This is a genomic window from Psychrobacter sp. P11G5 (assembly GCF_001593305.1).
GTDB lineage: Bacteria > Pseudomonadota > Gammaproteobacteria > Pseudomonadales > Moraxellaceae > Psychrobacter.
The window spans coordinates 2911378-2929750 of the sequence record NZ_CP012533.1 but is presented as its reverse complement, the minus strand read 5'-3'; the positions used below and the strand labels follow the sequence as shown (position 1 = coordinate 2929750).

The 18373-nt window shown below is 41.3% G+C and carries 17 protein-coding genes; 9 read left to right on the top strand and 8 right to left on the bottom strand.

Going from position 1 to position 18373, the window contains the following annotated elements:
* The first annotated feature begins 16 nt into the window (after positions 1-16).
* The gene (locus AK825_RS11990) at positions 17-544 is read left to right on the top strand and encodes a cytochrome b (protein WP_068037742.1); all 528 of its coding nucleotides are present in this window, start codon (positions 17-19) and stop codon (positions 542-544) included.
* A 118-nt stretch (positions 545-662) separates the two neighbouring features.
* Here AK825_RS11990 and minE read toward each other — a convergent pair whose 3' ends face one another.
* The 5 genes from minE to AK825_RS11965 form a co-directional block, all read right to left on the bottom strand.
* Entirely contained in the window at positions 663-953 is a 291-nt protein-coding gene (gene minE / locus AK825_RS11985; RefSeq protein ID WP_068037739.1) for a cell division topological specificity factor MinE, read from the bottom strand.
* Positions 954-955: 2 nt separating this feature from the next.
* A complete protein-coding gene (gene minD / locus AK825_RS11980; protein WP_068037737.1) occupies positions 956-1768 on the bottom strand; it encodes a septum site-determining protein MinD in 813 nt (270 codons plus the stop codon).
* A gap of 442 nt (positions 1769-2210) precedes the next feature.
* A complete protein-coding gene (gene minC / locus AK825_RS11975; protein WP_068037733.1) occupies positions 2211-3035 on the bottom strand; it encodes a septum site-determining protein MinC in 825 nt (274 codons plus the stop codon).
* A 217-nt stretch (positions 3036-3252) separates the two neighbouring features.
* Positions 3253-4344 carry a hypothetical protein gene (locus AK825_RS11970; RefSeq protein ID WP_227514067.1) on the bottom strand — a complete coding sequence of 364 codons (1092 nt, stop codon included), beginning with the start codon at positions 4342-4344 and terminating at the stop codon, positions 3253-3255.
* Between the two features lie 180 nt (positions 4345-4524).
* Positions 4525-5487 (bottom strand): acyltransferase, encoded by a 963-nt coding sequence (locus AK825_RS11965; protein WP_068037731.1) that lies wholly within the window; start codon positions 5485-5487, stop codon positions 4525-4527.
* Between the two features lie 730 nt (positions 5488-6217).
* On the opposite strand from AK825_RS11965, the gene AK825_RS11960 reads away from it, so the two are divergent.
* The 7 genes from AK825_RS11960 to AK825_RS11930 all read left to right on the top strand — a co-directional run bounded on the left by AK825_RS11960 (position 6218) and on the right by AK825_RS11930 (position 15161).
* Positions 6218-6874, top strand: a complete 657-nt coding sequence (locus AK825_RS11960) for an OmpA family protein (protein ID WP_068037728.1) — start codon at positions 6218-6220, stop codon at positions 6872-6874.
* 418 nt (positions 6875-7292) lie between these two features.
* Positions 7293-8747 (top strand): imelysin family protein, encoded by a 1455-nt coding sequence (locus tag AK825_RS11955; RefSeq protein WP_068037726.1) that lies wholly within the window; start codon positions 7293-7295, stop codon positions 8745-8747.
* A gap of 272 nt (positions 8748-9019) precedes the next feature.
* Positions 9020-10648, top strand: a complete 1629-nt coding sequence (locus AK825_RS11950) for a di-heme oxidoredictase family protein (RefSeq protein WP_068037723.1) — start codon at positions 9020-9022, stop codon at positions 10646-10648.
* A 124-nt stretch (positions 10649-10772) separates the two neighbouring features.
* The gene (locus AK825_RS11945) at positions 10773-11909 is read left to right on the top strand and encodes an imelysin family protein (protein ID WP_068037720.1); all 1137 of its coding nucleotides are present in this window, start codon (positions 10773-10775) and stop codon (positions 11907-11909) included.
* A 3-nt stretch (positions 11910-11912) separates the two neighbouring features.
* Positions 11913-13493, top strand: coding sequence for a DUF1513 domain-containing protein (locus AK825_RS11940; protein WP_068037717.1), 1581 nt, complete (start codon positions 11913-11915; stop codon positions 13491-13493).
* A 144-nt stretch (positions 13494-13637) separates the two neighbouring features.
* Positions 13638-14306, top strand: a complete 669-nt coding sequence (locus tag AK825_RS11935; RefSeq protein ID WP_068037714.1) for a YgjP-like metallopeptidase domain-containing protein — start codon at positions 13638-13640, stop codon at positions 14304-14306.
* Between the two features lie 252 nt (positions 14307-14558).
* Complete coding sequence (locus tag AK825_RS11930; protein ID WP_068037712.1) at positions 14559-15161, top strand: methyltransferase domain-containing protein; 603 nt, start codon at positions 14559-14561, stop codon at positions 15159-15161.
* Here the strand turns inward: AK825_RS11930 and AK825_RS11925 are convergent.
* A complete protein-coding gene (locus AK825_RS11925; protein WP_068037710.1) occupies positions 15150-15809 on the bottom strand; it encodes a hypothetical protein in 660 nt (219 codons plus the stop codon). The genes AK825_RS11930 and AK825_RS11925 overlap by 12 nt on opposite strands.
* Entirely contained in the window at positions 15790-16698 is a 909-nt protein-coding gene (locus AK825_RS11920; RefSeq protein ID WP_068037708.1) for a hydrogen peroxide-inducible genes activator, read from the bottom strand. The genes AK825_RS11925 and AK825_RS11920 overlap by 20 nt, the downstream gene beginning before the upstream one ends.
* Positions 16699-16976: 278 nt before the next feature.
* Here AK825_RS11920 and ahpC point away from each other — a divergent pair, with 278 nt between their 5' ends.
* The gene (ahpC, locus tag AK825_RS11915; protein ID WP_068037706.1) at positions 16977-17543 is read left to right on the top strand and encodes an alkyl hydroperoxide reductase subunit C; all 567 of its coding nucleotides are present in this window, start codon (positions 16977-16979) and stop codon (positions 17541-17543) included.
* Positions 17544-17711: 168 nt separating this feature from the next.
* On the opposite strand, the gene AK825_RS11910 is transcribed toward ahpC, so the two are convergent.
* A complete protein-coding gene (locus AK825_RS11910) occupies positions 17712-17960 on the bottom strand; it encodes a DUF465 domain-containing protein (RefSeq protein WP_068037704.1) in 249 nt (82 codons plus the stop codon).
* Positions 17961-18373 lie beyond the last annotated feature (413 nt).

Genomic DNA, 18373 nt, shown 5'->3' with positions numbered 1-18373 from the left:
CTGTATGGAATAATCTATGAGTAATATCAATTCGAATGTGCAAAAGTGGTCAGTCAGTAGCCGCTTGTTTCATTGGATTAGTGCGATTTTGTTGCTAGTGACATGGATAATGATGTTGCTATATAGGAATTTTGATAGCAGTCTATATATCGGACTGCACAAGGCCCTTGGGGTTAGCTTGCTTTTTTGGATGATTGCACGAGTTATCAACCGTATATTTACTAAAGCACCGCCACCGGTACCAATGCCAAAATGGCAGTTGTTGATGTCACAGGTGTCACACTTTGTACTCTATGGACTGTTAATTGCGATGCCTTTTGTAGGCTTAATGATGTCTGTTTATGGTGGTCGACCTGTCGATATTTTCGGGCTGTTTGAAATCCCAGTATTTGTTACGCCAGATCGTAGTGCCGCACGCTTCTATAATGATTTACATACCGAGATCATCTGGCCTATGATTATCGCGTTTACTCTAATCCACATTGGCGCTGCTCTATACCATCAGTTTGTGAAAAAGGATAATCTGATTTCACGTATGAAGTAGTGACTTATATCGAAATCGCCAATTACTTTTAAACGAGAAGCCCCCAGTATATTACTGAGGGCTTCTCGTTTAAGTCTGCATCGCCTTAGGGGCTACAGCTTATAGTAATCTGTCCAATTTACTTCTTGTGTTCGGGTAAACTAATATTCATCTCGAGAACATCAAGAGTATCCTCAGAGCGATGATTGATATTAACGTCGTCAATTTGTACGCCGTTAACATACTTGTTAACCACTTCTAATATCTCACGCTTCATCTTTTCGATACGATCAGCAGTCAGTCGATTATTTAGTCGATTTTCACTAGCAACAATGACTTTAAGACGTTCGGTGGCCATATTGGCACTACCGGCGTTACTTTGATCGTCAGTACCAAACAGACTACTCCAAAATCCTTTTTTCTTACTCATTATTAACCCCCAAACCAGCGCTGTAATAGACTCTTCTTCTTCACGTCAATATGACGTAGCGGACGTTCTTCCCCTAAGAAACGGGCAACGATATCGTCATAGCATTGACCAGCGACCGAATCAGTATAATGAATTACCGGTTCACCGTGGTTCGATGCCTCAAGCACTGAGTGGCTTTCAGGGATAACACCAAGTAATGGCACTTTTAAAATATCGTTAGAGATGGTATCAATATCCATCATCTCATTAGCTGCTGCACGCTCAGCATTATAGCGAGTAATAATTAGGTGCTCACGTATAGAACCTTGGTTATCTTCTACCTTTTTGGTACGGCTTTGTAATATACCAATGATACGATCAGAGTCACGTACTGATGAGATTTCAGGGTTAGTAACAATGATAGCTTCATCAGCATGATACATCGCTAGCTGTGCACCACGCTCAATACCAGCCGGAGAGTCACAAATGATATAGTCAAACTGCTTAGATAGCTCAGACATAACTTCAGCCACGCCTTCGTCTGTCAACGCATCTTTATCACGGGTCTGACTAGCAGGTAAAATATACAAATTCTCTAGCTGTTTGTCTTTGACTAACGCTTGCGATAGACGAGCGTTACCGTTAATTACGTCAACGAAGTCATATACGATGCGGTTTTCACAGCCCATAATCAAGTCTAGATTACGTAAGCCCACATCAAAATCGATAACAACCGTTTTATAGCCACGTAACGCTAAACCAGCGGCAAAAGAGGCACTAGTCGTAGTTTTGCCTACGCCGCCTTTACCTGAAGTGATTACAACAATCTTCGCCACAATGGCACACTCCTATAATTAAATGGGATATTCGATAGATAAAAATCGTTTAATAAACGTACATATAATACTTAATATTAGTGCTCGCAGCACAAGGTAAGATATGACTAAGCCTTTATAAGTAACTGCTTGTAAATAAAATAAGCAACTGTAATACGACTACTATCTGCGAGCGTAAGCCTAGCATAAATCAACAAAAATTTATAGTACGTCCAGAAGAAACGCTAAAAATCTATTAAGATAAATACTATTTTATATAATTATTTACTAATCTTGTAGATAGTGGCTGACTCACAGATTTATAGTAGGATAGTTTTGTTAAATTACCTTTCCCGAATATTAACGTATTATATTCAACAGTTTTTTTCTAATATTTAGAGCAGTAATCAACACTATTATTTATATTAGTCGCATCAACACTATCATAGTAGACAATCACTCGTTAGATATTCTCCATCACAGTAAATACCAGCCCTTCACCTTCTACAAAGCGTACTTGTACCGGCTTGTCGATAGTATTCTCAGGTAAATTATCACGCAGACAATAAGTGCCAGCCACAGATACTAATGATGGATTGAATACCTGACAAAATATACGAGCATCTTTGTCTCCAGTTGCCCCTGCGACTAGGCGACCTTGTGCACGGCCATAAACATGAAGGCTGTTATCGGTAATGGCTTCAGCCCCACTATTGACACTATTAGTCAATATTAAATCACCACCAACATGATTAATGGTTTGTCCTGAACGTAGCAACTGGTCATAAATCATACTGGTAATATGGTCACTACTTAATAGAGTTTCTGCAGGTACATCTATGATACTAGTGTCCGTCTGCGCTGCAGTATCGTCAGTGCTATTGTTCTTTTCAGCTTGAGCTTCTGCTGTTTCAGAGGTGGTTTGACTTAACTGAGTAACGGATTTTTTACTAGATACAATGCGCTCTATACGCTTGCCATCTGCGGGAAATATTGCCATTCTTTGCGCACGTGCTTGCTTATCAAGTAGGCCATTTACTACACCGATAGGCTGTAGCCCCCATGACCATAAAAGCTCGATTAGAGCGGGTAAATCTTGCTCAATGCTACTGTCGATAAGGACGGGGATGTGACTGGTCTTATTGCTTAGCATACCCGCCAGATGAGCTTCAATAGCCGTTAGGTCGTCGGTACTCAGTTGCAAGCGTGAGAACGTCAGCATCTTTCCATAAAAGGTTATCGCAGGTTGGGATGTCATGTCTTGCTGGCCTGTATCCGAAATCGTCATAATGCAAATCCTTAAAAGATACTAATGTCGCTGCGATCACGGCGCAGTTATTATTATGGGTAGATCGTCAAAATATTCATTATCAATGAGCAGTGTACTAAGGGATGCTAGTGCTTAACAAGCCCCTAAGGACATAAAAATTGACATAAGAGCTGACATAAAATATAGCCAAACGTCTGTTAAGAGTAGCATGCACCTTCTATGCGCTTTATACGCCCTAAAAGTTAAGCATGTCCTGATGTTTCCACTGCTGTATTTTTATTTGCGCTTCAAATTCGTTCAAACTATCATTGATAATACTGGCAAGTAATGCTTCAAGAGCCGAATTGTTGACGTCAATACTTGCAATGCTATGAGCAATGGTTACCATCAATGCATCGATGCGCTCAGCATCTAGTAGTCGCTCGTTGAGAGAGTACACGACATTTTCGCCGATGTTATGCCCAATATGTTGTAATTGTGACTCAATTAAGCTACCTGCAATTGGAATCAGACGTAGGTAACGACGTAGCTCAGGAGTATTGGCAAGTCCATCTTGAATGGCATTGCCAACTTCGTTCGCTATAAGCTTGCCGCCATCTGATTGACCTGCAAGCTTTTGGAGCTGTGGCACGAGCTCTTGACGTAATAATGATAACAACATAGCTTCAATCTGCTCACGATTACGATCTAGAGTCGATTTAATCAGCGATGTATGTACTTCAGAATCAGTAAGCTGCTGCCGAAAGTTATAAATGGTCGTTAAGATGACGCGGTCAGATAGCTCTTCTAATATGAGATCAATATAAAACTTAATGCGGTTAATCCAAGGCTGCGGTAATACTTGATAGCCAAGTTGATGCAAACGTCGACCGATAACCACCGCTCGAAATAGACGCAGTGCCCGCAGTTGTGGAAAACAACCAAGCACCTCATACCAATGTACAAACGGAAAGAAAAACCAGCGATAATAAACCTTTTGTTTGATAGCAATTGCCCAGCGCAAAAGCAGTTCAATAATCAAAAATATGGTAAAAAATCCACCCACAGTACGCAACGGATCATGCAGACTGGTCTGATACCAGCTAAGACCATCACTGATTGCTAACCATCCTGCCACATTGCTACTAAAGTTACTCATCAAAATTGCGTCTATACTAATAAATAGCAAATCAATACTGATAGCAATTAGCATCACGATATCGTAGGTCAGCTTAAGACGATTCGGCTGTGGACGTATAGGGTGCTGCGGTTCTAATGAGGAATTTTTTAGCTGATTGGGCAGCGGCTTCGTATCTGTAGCAGGATTGGCAGTAGTAGAGGCGGACACAGTCGTACCTTATTATCAATAAGTGGTTAGGTTGGAGCGACGATATTCGGTGCTTATAAATTCATGAGTCATTGTAAGCAATTTACGTTATTAGTAGTTCACAATGACTCATGTTAATAGTTAATTAGCAGATCGTTATCAATAAAAGCTAATAAGATATAGGATTCGTTCAATCAAGTATTAAACGCTCTGAGATTCAAGCTTCGTGTCAAACTCGGCTAGCATCTCATCGATGAGTTTGTCTTTCTGTTGCCATGCTTCTCCAATCCAATCAAACATCTCCGCCTTAACCGATTCATCTTCTTCATAACCGCCATTTCGGATAGCCGTAAATAATGTATCAGACATCTCAATATAACGTACATCGACGCCCAAACGTTTGATATTACCTTTCCATAAATCGCCATAGGTTGGTATACCGTCAGGGTAAACGATGGTCATGTCTAAGATGCCATCGATATCTTCACCTAAAGCATTAATAGCAAGTGCTAGACCGCCTGCACGTGGCTTAAGTAGATGAGTATAGGGCGATTGCTGCTTAGCCTGTTTGGCCTTGGTAAAGCGCGTACCCTCTAGATAGTTAAGTAGGGTAAAGGGTTTGTTTTTTAATAGGGAACAAGCACGTTTAGCCTCTTCGATATCCTTACCTTGCAGAGCTGGATTTTTTGCAACTGCTTCTTTTGAGTGCCGGCGCATCATCGGAAAGTCTAAAAAGTAAAATGCTTGTCCAATCACAGGAATATAGATCAGCTCAAACTTGGTAAAAAACCGCGTTAATGGTAAGCGTTTTTCACTCACATATTGTACGATACTGGTGTCAACCCATGATTGATGATTGCTAATCAGCAAGTATTTACCATCTGGATGCACGTCATCAGGTAGGTTAATCCGCCAATCTTTATTTGGTAAAATATTATCAATCAAGGCGTTATTACTATTAATCCAATAATTGGTAACTTTAATTACGCTATCATCAGCAATTTTCAAGCCAGTAATTGCCTTGGCGGTACCCATGAACCATATCGGTATACTAGCGGCAATACTATTGCCAGTAATAACGCCTGTAGCCGTTGCGAGAGAGATGGCTTTGCCCAGTCTAGGTGCACGCTCATGCAGTTTTTGAATGGTAGAAGTGAGTCGCATGATAAGTCCTTTTCTATTTATCATTTTATTTTAATAATTGCTAATGTGTTCTATCAACCTAAAAGCTGGTGTGATGGTCATGTTCCAACTTTTTAAACTAAATATTAGTGGTTCATATATTAATGGTTCATAAAAATGTAGTAACGAATGTAGCAACGTAAGTCACAAAAATTTATATGAGATAATAAATCTATAATACTAAGCTTGCACGATTTTAGCAGAAAGCATTACCAGTGTACGAGTGTTAACGTGACTCATGGTAGCAAATGCTATAAATACTTCTCAAAGCCATTATTCAAAAAACTATTGTCTAAAATCGAGCTTTAGTTGGATGGTTAATACGCATCATAGACGAAAAAATATACAATATTAATGAGTTTCAAAAAAATTTCCGTGTAGTTAAGTTCATAGCTATGATAATAGCGGCAAGGTTTCATTCACTTTCTATACATAGATGTGACAAAATATTACACACAGTGAAGTCAAGATTGGGATAATGATGACGAGTGTGAACAACACCTAATAAGCTGTTTAATGTTTGGTATCTTGTGAAGGTATATTACTGTCATATATAATTGCTTCTGATTCTTCTAAAAAGCGTTATAATCATTAACTGTAAAAAACTTTTTAACATGTAGCATATTAATCATATTAATGGCATGATTTTAGACGGAAAAACTCTAGAATATAAAAGAGTACAATTAATAAATTTAACTTAAGAGGAAATATTATGCGTAATAAATTAATGATCGCAGCAGTAGCATCAGGTCTAGCACTTAGCGGTTGTACTACTGATCCAAACACTGGGCAACAACGCTTGAACAAAACTGCTATTGGCACGTTAGCTGGGGCAGCTGGTGGTGCAGTTATCTCTAAAGCAACTGGTGGCGATAAGACTGGTCGTGATGCGGCTATCGGCGCAGCTTTAGGTGCTGGTGTTGGTTATTATATGGAGCGTCAAGCTAAGCAGCTTGAGCAACAAATGGCTGGTACGGGCGTAACGGTTGAGCAAAATCCAACAACTGGTAATATCGATTTGGTTATGCCAGGTAGTATTACTTTCTCTTTTGATGATGCAACTCTAAGTTCATCTTTCAAGCCAACGCTTGATAAACTTGCATCAACGATGAATCAGTATAATAAGACGACAGTAAATATTGCAGGTCATACTGACAGCAGAGGTGCAGATGCTTATAACATGCGTCTATCCCGTGACCGCGCTTACTCAGTTGCTAACTATCTGACTGCTCGCGGTGTTGCTTCTAACCGTATCAACGTTGTTGCTTATGGCGAATCACGTCCAGTAGCTGATAACAACACTGATTATGGTCGTCAGCAAAACCGCCGTGTTGAGCTAACTATCAATTCACCACAGAGCGTAAACTAAGAACTAGATTACTACTTAGTCTATGTTTTAAGAATATTACAATAAAAAAGCCAGCCCTACGCTGGCTTTTTTATTGGCTAAATTTAGAGTAAAAATTAAGAGCTAGTAATCGAAAAGATTCATATGACAAAGGTTAGATTAAGTAACTCAGAAAGTGCTATGAAGAATTCTATTTTACGGCAAATAAACATCGCTAAAAAGGTGATATTAATCTAAATTAAATATTGATAATGATTATCAATAACTTTATAATCCATCAGTGTTTTTTATTATTGCAATATGGAACATCTTATCATCTACGACTAAGAATGATGGTCTGACGTAAGTTGTCTTTGCTGTAATATGGTCAAAATGCTTGATGCTAATTAATCAAAATTGATGACTTCTTTTTCTTTTGCGATATCTTTTGAGGATGTGTATGACGATTACCACAGTGACGAGCCGTAAGATTTTACCAACTACTTTAGCTGCTGCACTTGCAGGGTTATTAATGGTGTCGGGTTGTACTAAGCAAACCAATGAAGACGCAGAGACTGGTACGCAAACAGAAGTACAGAGCACAGAATCGAGTAGTAATGTAAAACTATCAGCTGCAGAGCAAGCTCACATTGATAGGTTAATTAGCAGCTATGCAAACATGGCTCATGCTGCCTACAAAGATTCGTTAGATACAGCTAAAATGTTGCAAACTGCGGTAGAAACGTATGTGGCAACACCTACGCAAGCCAACCTTGATGCTGCAAAAGCGGCCTATAAAGCCGCACGTCAGCCATATTCGCAAACTGAGATTTTCCGTTTTGATGAAGGTTTTGTGTCTGCAAATGATAAGCGTGCAATTGGTAGTACAGATAGCTGGGAAGGGCAGGTCAATGCATGGCCCCTTGATGAGGCGCTGATTGATTATGTCAGTGACAGTTACGAGGGCGAGTACAACAGCCAAGATAATATCATCAATAGCGACAGCATTACGGTCGGTAGTCTAAAGCAAGATACCAGTACGATTACTCCCAAGTTATTAGCAGAAATGAATGAGATTGGTGGTAGTGAAGCCAATGTGACCACTGGCTATCATGCGATTGAGTTTATGTTATGGGGGCAAGATACTAATGGTGTAAGCGCAGGAGCAGGTAATCGTCCAGTAACGGATTATGTCACTGAGGCAGGGCAGTGTACCAGCGGCGATACGGTAAACAAAGATGCTGGTATTTGCGAGCGTCGTGGTGAGTTTCTAAAAGCCGCTACTCAGTTATTGATCGATGATTTAGCCGCGATGGAAGCCGAATGGCAGCCTGATAGCGAAAACAATTTACGTAGCGATCTGATAGCGCGCAAAAACGACAACGGTCTGCGTCAGATAATGTACCAAATGGGTAGTTTAGCATTAGGAGAGTTGGCCTCTGAGCGTATACAGGTAGCCTTTGTCACTGGCTCTACCGAAGATGAGCACGAGTGTTTTAGTGACTTGACACATCTTAGCTATGCTAACAATGCACGCGGTATTCAAAATGTATTCAATGGTAGCTACCAAACGGTTGCTGGTAAGAACGTTGGAGGCTACGGTATCAAGCAGTACCTCGTCGATAATGGTCATACAGATGCGGCTGATAAGCTGGCTGTTGACTTTAAAAAAGTAGAAGATGCTTTCAATGTCATCGTTGAAAAAGGCGAAAAAGAAGGTATTAAGGTTGACCAAATGATTGCTACAGCGGGTCAAGTTAGCAGCCAAGGTATCTCGGCTGAAGAACAAAATGTCCGCCGTAGTTGGATTGAAAATAGCATTACTAGCTTACAAGAGCTGACTGCTGGTATTGAAAATGCGGCAAAAGCCGTCGGTATTGATAATTTAGATGCGGACGCAGGTTCTCAGTTCTAAGCTGGTTTCTGTTTAGGTAGAACAATTTAATGCTATCAATAATGTCTGATAAGTCACTACAAGCTGATGAGAGTTATATTTGTAGAAGTCTAAGTTATATATAATACATGCGTTGTTAGCGACAGTTAGCAACGTATTTTTACGTTTAATAAAATAGGTCAATGCGCCAAGTTATAGCGTCGATATATTTTTATACCGCTATATTGATAAGAAATAAATACTGTTATAGCAAGCCATTTTAATGGTTCTAATCTAGAACTAAGGCAACTCCTATGAGCTCCATTCATACCAAATCCTTTGCTTTCCCTTTCATTTCTTCAAGCTTGCAAGGTACATCGTTTAAAATTGCATTAACCATTATGGGTGCAATGGCTATCAGTGCTTGTCAACCAACAGACAATGTAGCTGATAATGGAAAGCCCCAAGCTTTAGCGCCTGAACGTGCGCAAACCATTGAGGCGCTCGCTGGCGTACCAATGCAGCAGCTGGCCACATTTGATCCACAAGAGATTAAGCAAGGGGGCGACACTGGTATTAGTATTACCAGTAGCGAGAGTTACTCTAAGCCTTCCTCAAACGTATCTGCTTCGCGTAAAGGCAACTTTTTTATTGGCAATGCCTTCTTTCGGCAACCGTGGGTCGTTGCCCCTGCTAGTACCGACAGTCGTGATGGTCTTGGGGCATTGTTTAACGTCGCTGCTTGTCAATCCTGCCATATAAAAGATGGCCGTGGTCATGCGCCTATGAGTAGCGATGACGATGCAGATAGCTTGCTCATTCGCCTTGCGATGCCAGCGACGACGGATAAGCAGCGAGAGCAATTGCAGAACTCGCTTATCGAAAAAGTCGTTCACCCGATGTATGGTGGTCAGCTGCAAGACCGCGGTATTCAAGGCGTGCCTGCCGAAGCAAGAATTGCAGTGCAGTGGACAGATAAGCCAGTCACCTTTGCCGATGGTCATGTCGAAACATTGCGTGCGCCAACTTTTAACTTAACCAAACCTGGTTATGGTGCATTTGATGATGAGCTAATGGTATCGCCGCGAGTGGCCTTACCGATGATTGGGCTTGGTTTACTTGAGCAAATTCCGGATGAAGCTATTAAGAAACAAGCCGTCAGCGTCAATAAAAATAATACTAATGAGGATATTAGCGGTAAATTTAACTGGGTAATGGATCCGCAAACAGGAAAAACAGCCTTAGGTCGTTTTGGCTGGAAAGCAGGTCAAACCAAGCTTATTACCCAAAACCAAAGTGCTTTTAATGAAGACATGGGTTTGACCTCAAATATCCGTCCTCATGAATCCTGTATGCCGACGCAAACGGCTTGCTTGAGCGCTACTACCGGCGCTGATGAGCAAGGTAATGACAAGCCACCTGTCGAAGTCAACGATGATGTGACTAAGTTTGTCGAATTTTATACGCGTAATTTAGCGGTACCGCATCGCCGCAATGCCGATGACAAACTGGTACTGGCGGGCAAAAAACGTTTTTATGATATGGGCTGTCAAAGTTGCCACACGCCAAGATATCAGTTGCCAAAAACCGATGACGACCATCTTGAGCAGCATGGGCAAGTGATTTATCCTTATACGGATTTACTATTGCATGACATGGGTGATGACCTTGCTGATCGGACGATTGCGGGAAAATTGCCACCGAAAGACGCGCAAGTTGAGTTTTTAGCCAACTCTTATGAATGGCGCACGCCGGCATTGTGGGGTATTGGTCTTGCACAAACTGTTGATTCGCAAGCGACATTTTTACATGATGGTCGTGCGCGTACGTTGATGGAGGCGGTATTGTGGCATGGCGGAGAAGCTGAAACACAGAAACAAAAAGTATTAAAGTTAGACAAACAAGGGCGTACTGAATTGAATGCGTTCTTAAAATCATTATAAAAGCGATGCTATTCATCTATTTTTAATGGCAGGTCTTAATAAACAGGTCTTAGTGACTAGATTTTCAACGAATAAATAACCAGTCAACATATTAATAATTACTCATATAAATACCGAGAAACTTATGAAAATAAACCATGCTTTAGCAATGGCGCTATCTGCTTTAAGCGCTGGGTTGCTTATAAGCTGCGTCAAACCTGCTGACGAGAATAAAGCGCCAGAAGTTGATAGCCAAAAAGTTGCGCAAAATAGCGCAGCAGATAGTAATAGCGGCAGTGTAGATAAAGTTGTCGCCGTCGATATTAGCGCAGATACTGAAAAAACCTATCTGACCCATGTGGCTGATGATATTGTTATCCCAGCTTATGCAGATGCTGTTAAGCAGAGCAATCTATTGCATGACTTGGCACAAAAGCATTGCAAGCAAGCACCAATAAGCGGTGATGAACTACAAGCGCTGCGCGATCAATGGCTCGTGTTAGCACAAGCATGGGCAAATGCAGAAATGATTAATTTCGGTCCTGCAACTGCCAGTATGAGCAATTTATATATCAATTATTATCCTGATGAACGAGGGCTGGTACACAGCGGCGTTGCAGATTTAATCGCTGCTAATCCAACATTGACCGCTGAGCAGTTGGCTAACGAAAGCGCTATCGTGCAAGGGGTACCAGGATTAGAAGAAGCTTTATATGCTAATGACAGCTTGGATGCTGGGCAATGTGCTTATGTGATAAGCGCAAGTAGCGCCTTAAGTACACGCCTAAAAAATATCGAAGACAACTGGCAGCAGAATGCCACTGAACTATTAGCGATTGATAAAACAGTAGATAGCGATCGAGGTTTGAACCAATGGTTTAATTCTCTACTATCGTTGGTTGAGACCATGAAGTCTAATGCCATAGACCAGCCTTTGGGTTTAACGGGTAAGGCCAAAGGTCATCTACCAGCCGCTACCGCTGGGCAAAGCCGCGCTATCATCAATGCTAAATTGGCTACACTAAATCAAGCGCTGACCGATCCAATTTTAACCGCTATCCTTGGCAGTAATAACGAAAACGAAGTGGCTGATAGTTTATCAACCGCACTTGCTGATGCCACCACGCTGTTGGCACAAATGCCAGAAGATTTAGCGACTGCGGATAAAGCCACACAGCAAGAATTGCATGAGCATCTGACTACTATTACTCGTGTTATTAAGCGCCAATTGATTCCAACCCTTGGTCTTCGTGTGGGCTTTAATAGCACTGATGGCGATTAAACTATGCAGATCATGAGAGCTAAGACAGTAGCGCTAGTGACTGAAGATTCTTCTGAGTCACAGGGTCTAACACGCAAACAGTCTAATAATCAAAACAATAGACACAATACTCGACTAGGCCATGAGCTGTTGACAACATCAGCATTAACAGCACTGTCTACTATAATGGGTACAGCCGCACTTGTCGGTATCCATCATCGCTATCGTAAGCAGCGTCAGCCTGATGCAAGCTTGCAAGATTATGTAGCAGGCGTCCGTGCTCAATTGCATTTATTATCATCAACTGCTAAACCTGAGTTAACGCGATTTCGCTATGCTTGTCAGCAAGCCGCTGCTGCGTGGCAACAGTCGTATCATAACTCTATAGAGGATAAAGGTAGCGATAGTAACACTACCGACTTTAGCACTGCTCATACTACGACCATGCTAGCGCGCCCAGTTTGCTGGGTGAGTGGTGTGGCGTCTATGCCAAAAAATATTACATTGGCAAATGACGATCACAGTGATGATGATAATCCTGAAAACGACTTCGGTGTGGTTGGTATCGATGTGGATAGGGAAGTCGTTTGGCAGACCACCATGCCTGAACGTGTGCATGATATCGTTGTGCAGCCTATCTCTAACGTTCTAAATGAGCTGAGCGATAATGACCATAACCGTGATGTTGTAGTGATGGGACGGCGTCCAAGCGAGAAGTTTTGGGTGCTAGATACAGCGACTGGGCAAGTAAAGTTCGCTATCAAAGCTTCAAACCATCGCCATTTTTATGGTCATGCCTGTTATAGTTTAGACGGTAAACTGCTCTATGTGACCGAGAATGACACCATAAGTTTAGACGGTAAAATTGGTATCTATGATGCTCATGATGCTTATAAAAAAGTAGCAGAGTTTGACTCGCATGGTATTGGGCCGCATGAGCTAATTATGCATCCTGATAGTGAAACGTTGGTGATTGCTAATGGTGGTATTAAGACCGAGCAAGCTTCTCGTGAAGAGCTAAACCTAGATACCATGCGTCCGTCATTAGTGTATCTTAATCGTCATGATGGCTCATTGCTTGAGCAGATTTTCCCTGAGCACAATCAAATGAGCGTACGTCATTTAGCTATGCATAATGATGGAACTGTCATGATTGGCATTCAGTTTCAAGGTGATAAGCATATCAATGTGTCGTTAGTATTGACGCATAAGCGCGTTGATTCTGACTTTAAGCCATTGATTATGCCCAATAATCAATGGCAACGCTTTCATCAATATATCGCCAGTGTGGCGGTCGATAGCGAGCGTAATTTGCTATGCGTGACCACACCGATTGGTGGCTGTGCAGCGATTTATGATTTAAACACTCGAGAACTAATTGATGATGTCGGTTTGCCAGATTGTGCAGGAGCATCAGTGTTGTTCACTGATAAAAAGCCAGGTTTTATTGTTAGTGATGGACAAGGTCAGTTAACGACGTTAGAGGTGAATGATACATCAGCGACAGGGTCAATTAACCAGGATAAGATTGAGAAAACTCAGTGTATTATTAAAGACAGTAAGGTACATAAGATGTCTTTTGACAATCATTTGCAAGCGCTGTAACTGTGGTGATTGCTAAATAAAAAAGAATAACCATTATAAAATGCTGCTGAGATAAGTTTTCCTTGCTTGCTGTAGCTAGCGGACAAAGGCTACGAAAAATTTATTCTAGTAGCACTATATTTATTTTATAGTGGCTCAACTCTAATGACGACTAAGCAAGGGGGATACGACATCAGTTTACATACTGTTAGAGAACAACTTGCGCAGGCGGGCATTGAGCTACATGTCATTAAAAAACGCGTCAAAAATATCAATTTTCGCTTAAAGCCGTATACGTTGATGGTCTCAGCACCAGCATTCATTACCATGGCGCAAATTGAGCAAGCTGTCGCTAAACGCGTACCATGGGCGATCGCCAACCATGCGCAAGTATTGGAACAATATAAGCGCAAACGAAATCCTTCAGCGCAATCTTCAACTGCCGACAGTCCTATTCTGTTGTGGGGTGTAGAACAATTATTTACCTTATGTCATGATGAAAAAATTGCTTATTATCGGCACCAGCTCTCTGAAGTCATGCCTTCTCTGTTTGAAAAATGGCAACCAGTTGTCGGTGCTCATGCTAATGAGATACGCCTGAAAAAAATGCATACGCGTTGGGGCAGTTGTAATACCCGCGCGCGACGGATTTGGCTATCAGTATATCTGCCTGCTTATCCTATTGAATGCACAGAATACGTCATCGTCCATGAACTATGTCATTTGCATCATGCCAATCATAGCCGTGCGTTTTGGCAAACGGTGGCGACAGCAATGCCGGATTATCAGCATTGGCATAATATGCTGGCAGGTAAGACGGGAAAGTTAGATTGAATATAGCTAGTGAGAAATAAAATCTATACGTTAATAGCTATGTGCAGCTAGTATGAATTTTTCTTGCGTGCTGTTCGCAAGCGTGACAGAGGCTGCAAAAAATCCATTCTATCTGCACTGTATCGCTTTTAAGTGGTTTAACTATACACCACGTAAATAATATAAAAAAAGCTTGATAAGACTGATATGATAGTTCATAACGGTACAAAATGTATTGTTATAAAAATAAAAACAGTATACAAGGATGGTTATATGGATAGTGTCAATCAAGCCGAGTTTTGGCAGCAGCGTTATGAGGCTGGGAGCATACAATGGGACATGGGTCAGGTATCGCCACCGCTCAAAGCCTATATTGACCAATTGCCTGAATCGGCTAAAGACCAAGCTATTTTAGTGCCGGGTGCAGGTAATGCTTACGAGGTGGGTTATCTGCATGAGCAAGGTTTTACCAATGTCACTTTGGTTGATTTTGCCCCTGCGCCAATTAAGGATTTTTCTGAGCGCTATCCTGACTTTCCGGATGAGCATTTAATCTGTGCGGACTTTTTTGATTTATCCCCTGAGCAATATCAGTTTGATTGGATACTCGAGCAGACGTTTTTTTGTGCAATAAACCCCTCACGCCGTGATGAGTATGTGCAGCAAATGGCAACGCTGCTAAAGCCTCAAGGAAAATTGGTTGGCTTATTATTTAATGTCGACTTTGGACGTCAGGAACCACCCTTTGGTGGCACGAGAGATGAGTATCAACAACGTTTTGAGACTCACTTTAACATTGAAATTATGGAGACGAGCTATAACTCGCATCCAGCACGACAGGGAAGTGAATTGTTTATTAAGTTCTTAGCAAAGTAGCAAATTAACTTCGCGCTTAATATTATCCCGAGCTTGTACTTCTAACTGCTCATAGTAATAGTCAGTCAAATAAAGTTTAGGATGCGCTAAGAGTCCGTTTAATACAGCCGTTCGCCCAATACGATAATCTGCAAGCGGAACATGCATGTATTCTTGGCGTACGGCTTGTGCATATTGTTCATACTCAGGCCAAGACGCACCCAAAATACTCAAATCCATATCTAGCAAATAAGCAGCGTCACTGCTTTTGTTAGGGTCTGTAAACTCATTAAGCTGATGACTGGCGGTCATCATAATAAGCGCATAGATATGCTGGCAGTGTTCAGCGCTCAGATAATGGCCTAGCGCCCCGACGGCATACTCTGCACTTTTTAGCTCATTATCCGCGCGCGTTGGATCATAAATTACATCATGGTAGTACAATGCTAATGCGATAATATGTGGCTCACTAAGCTCACGCTTAATCTGTTCGAACTGCTCAAACAATTGCTGAAGGTGGCTTAAGGTATGATAAGCGCGCTGCGTTTCGTTATAACGAACAGCGATATCTTGCCAAAGCGCATTAACTTTCGCTGGCTCGATATCGCTATTAATAGCAGATAAGTGCAGGGCAAAACGATTGCCAAGATTAGGGTTTACTTGCAGCATCTTCAAACGCTTTTTTAAACACCTTTCCGAGTAAGTTTACGTCATCGACACGAGCATAATTTAGACGCGTGACGAAGGCGATATGACGATGAGGTCCTTTTTCTGCCAGTGGTACTGCGACTGCATTTTGATTCTCTAGATGCAGCTGATCTAACGCCATCTCTGGAACCAAAGTCGTACCCATATTGGCAAGTGCCATTTGGATAAGCGTGTTTAAGCTGGCATCAGAAAAGCTTGATTTCATCTCTGCACGATCAAAGTGACAGACAGATAAGGTCTGATCGGTCAGGCAATGTCCTTCACCCAGCAGCATAAGATTGGCAGTCGCTAGCTCATCGGAGTTAATGGTTTCAAGCTTGGCATGCACATCGTCTTTTGGAAACACTGCAAAGAAGTCCTCGTTCCAAAACTCAAAGCTATGTAGGCCATCTACTGCATAAGGTAGTGCAATGATAGCAGTATCAATATGACCGTAGCGCACTTGTTCGAGCAGGCGCTCGGTTTGTTGCTCAACGATGGTCATACGAAATTCTGGATAATGCTCTCGCAGCGCAGGCAACACTTTAGGCAATAGGTAAGGCGCAATCGTTGGAATGATACCTACTGTCATAGGGTAAGCAAGCGGCGTCTGATGACTGTGCGCGCGCGTGGTCAAATCGCTCACTTCAGAAAATACCCGCTGCGCCCGCGTCAAGATATCTTGCCCGATAGGGGTAATCAGCACCTGTTTATTATTGCGCTCAAAAATCTGCGTATCCAGCTGTTTTTCTAGCTCTGCGATACCTAAGCTTAAGGCAGACTGCGAAATGTTACAGTCTTCAGCAGCGCGTTTGAAGTGACGGTGTTTAGCAACGGCTAAGGCAAATTCAAGCTGACGTAAGGTAATCATAAAACCTCTCTATTAATGGGTTTTTAATGCAATTTTTATACTTGTTCATTCAGTATATGATAGCAATTTACCGATAGTACACTGATGATTAAAAGTAGATAGAATAGTTTAACAAGTTTAATAAAACAAAACATCACATTAAAAACTTTTAACTAGATTAACCGTAGAATTCGCGTATAGTTTGTCAGGTAGCCCAGATAGTTAAAGGCTTAACAGAAACAATCAAATAAATAATCACAATCTAACTCAATAACACTTAATTAAAAAAGGAGCCAATCATGGCGTCTATTATCAATCAAGAAATCCCAGAATTTTCAGCAGATGCATTTGTAAACGGTGAGTTCAAAACTATCACTTCAGAAGACGTAAAAGGCAGCTGGGCAATTTTCCTATTTTATCCAGCCGATTTTACCTTTGTTTGCCCAACTGAACTTGAAGACATGGCAAACCATTACGAAGAGCTAAAAGGTCTAGGCGTTGAAGTTTACTCAGTATCAACCGATACTCATTTCACGCACAAAGCATGGCATGACTCTTCAGATGCTATCGGTAAAGTTACTTACCCAATGATCGGTGACCCTACTGGCCGTATCACTCGTGGTTTTAACGTCATGATCGAAGAAGCTGGTCTAGCAGAACGCGGTACTTTCTTAATCGATCCAGATGGTCTGATTCAGGTTGCTGAAATTCACGCTGGCGGTATTGGCCGTAGTGCAAAAGACATGCTACGTAAAGTGAAAGCAGCACAATACGTTCGTGAAAACGACGGCGAAGTTTGCCCAGCAGCTTGGGAACAAGGTGGCGACACTCTAAAACCAAGCCTTGATCTAGTTGGTAAAATCTAAGTATTGCTTTATTTGAATGATTTAGATGTTCGTAGTGTTGTATACAAAGTTTCACTTGGATAGATAAACGCTACAGACAAAGACCCCATCAGCATAAGTTGATGGGGTCTTTTTATATTGTTAACTAGGAAGGGTTTTTATTTTTATGTGCTAATAAGAAACGAAGTATTAGGCATGAGATTGTAGTTTATTTTTATCGATTATTTTATAAATCTCATCTTTTAAATGCAGTTTTCGTCGCTTCATTTGTTCTATTTCCTCGTCACGACTGGCGTGCTTAACCAAATCTTTGTCAAGTTGATTGATTTGCTGATCAAGATGAGTATGCTCATCAAAAATACTGGCAAAGTGGCTGTCTTTCTGCTTAAGTTCGGCAATAATCTCTCTGTTGTCTTGTAACGTATCAGTCTTTCTCATGTTGTCATCCTTGTTATGAAGCGCAAGCTTACAATAAGCATCAGCGCATTGTCGTTAAGATTGCTGTGATGAATTGCTATGATTTTGAGACTTAGATTTTATTGAGCCAAAGCGCTATTAACTTAATAGTGATAAGGCTTAATACCAGCAGAAAGAACTTTAACAAACACTCTTAAAAGTCAATCTGCCAGTAGGTAAATAAGACTTTTTCCTATTCGCCTCACTCGATTGTAGCGAAAAAACAACCTCTATACCATGGTTATAATGGGACTATTATCGATTTATTAATTTAAATTTAATTGGTTAATCGATTTTACGATTTGTTTTATAAAACATAAAGTTTGAGTTTACCAGCTTGCCCAAATCCTCGAAACCTATGATAATAGGGACATTAAAGGGCGTAGGCCTTATTC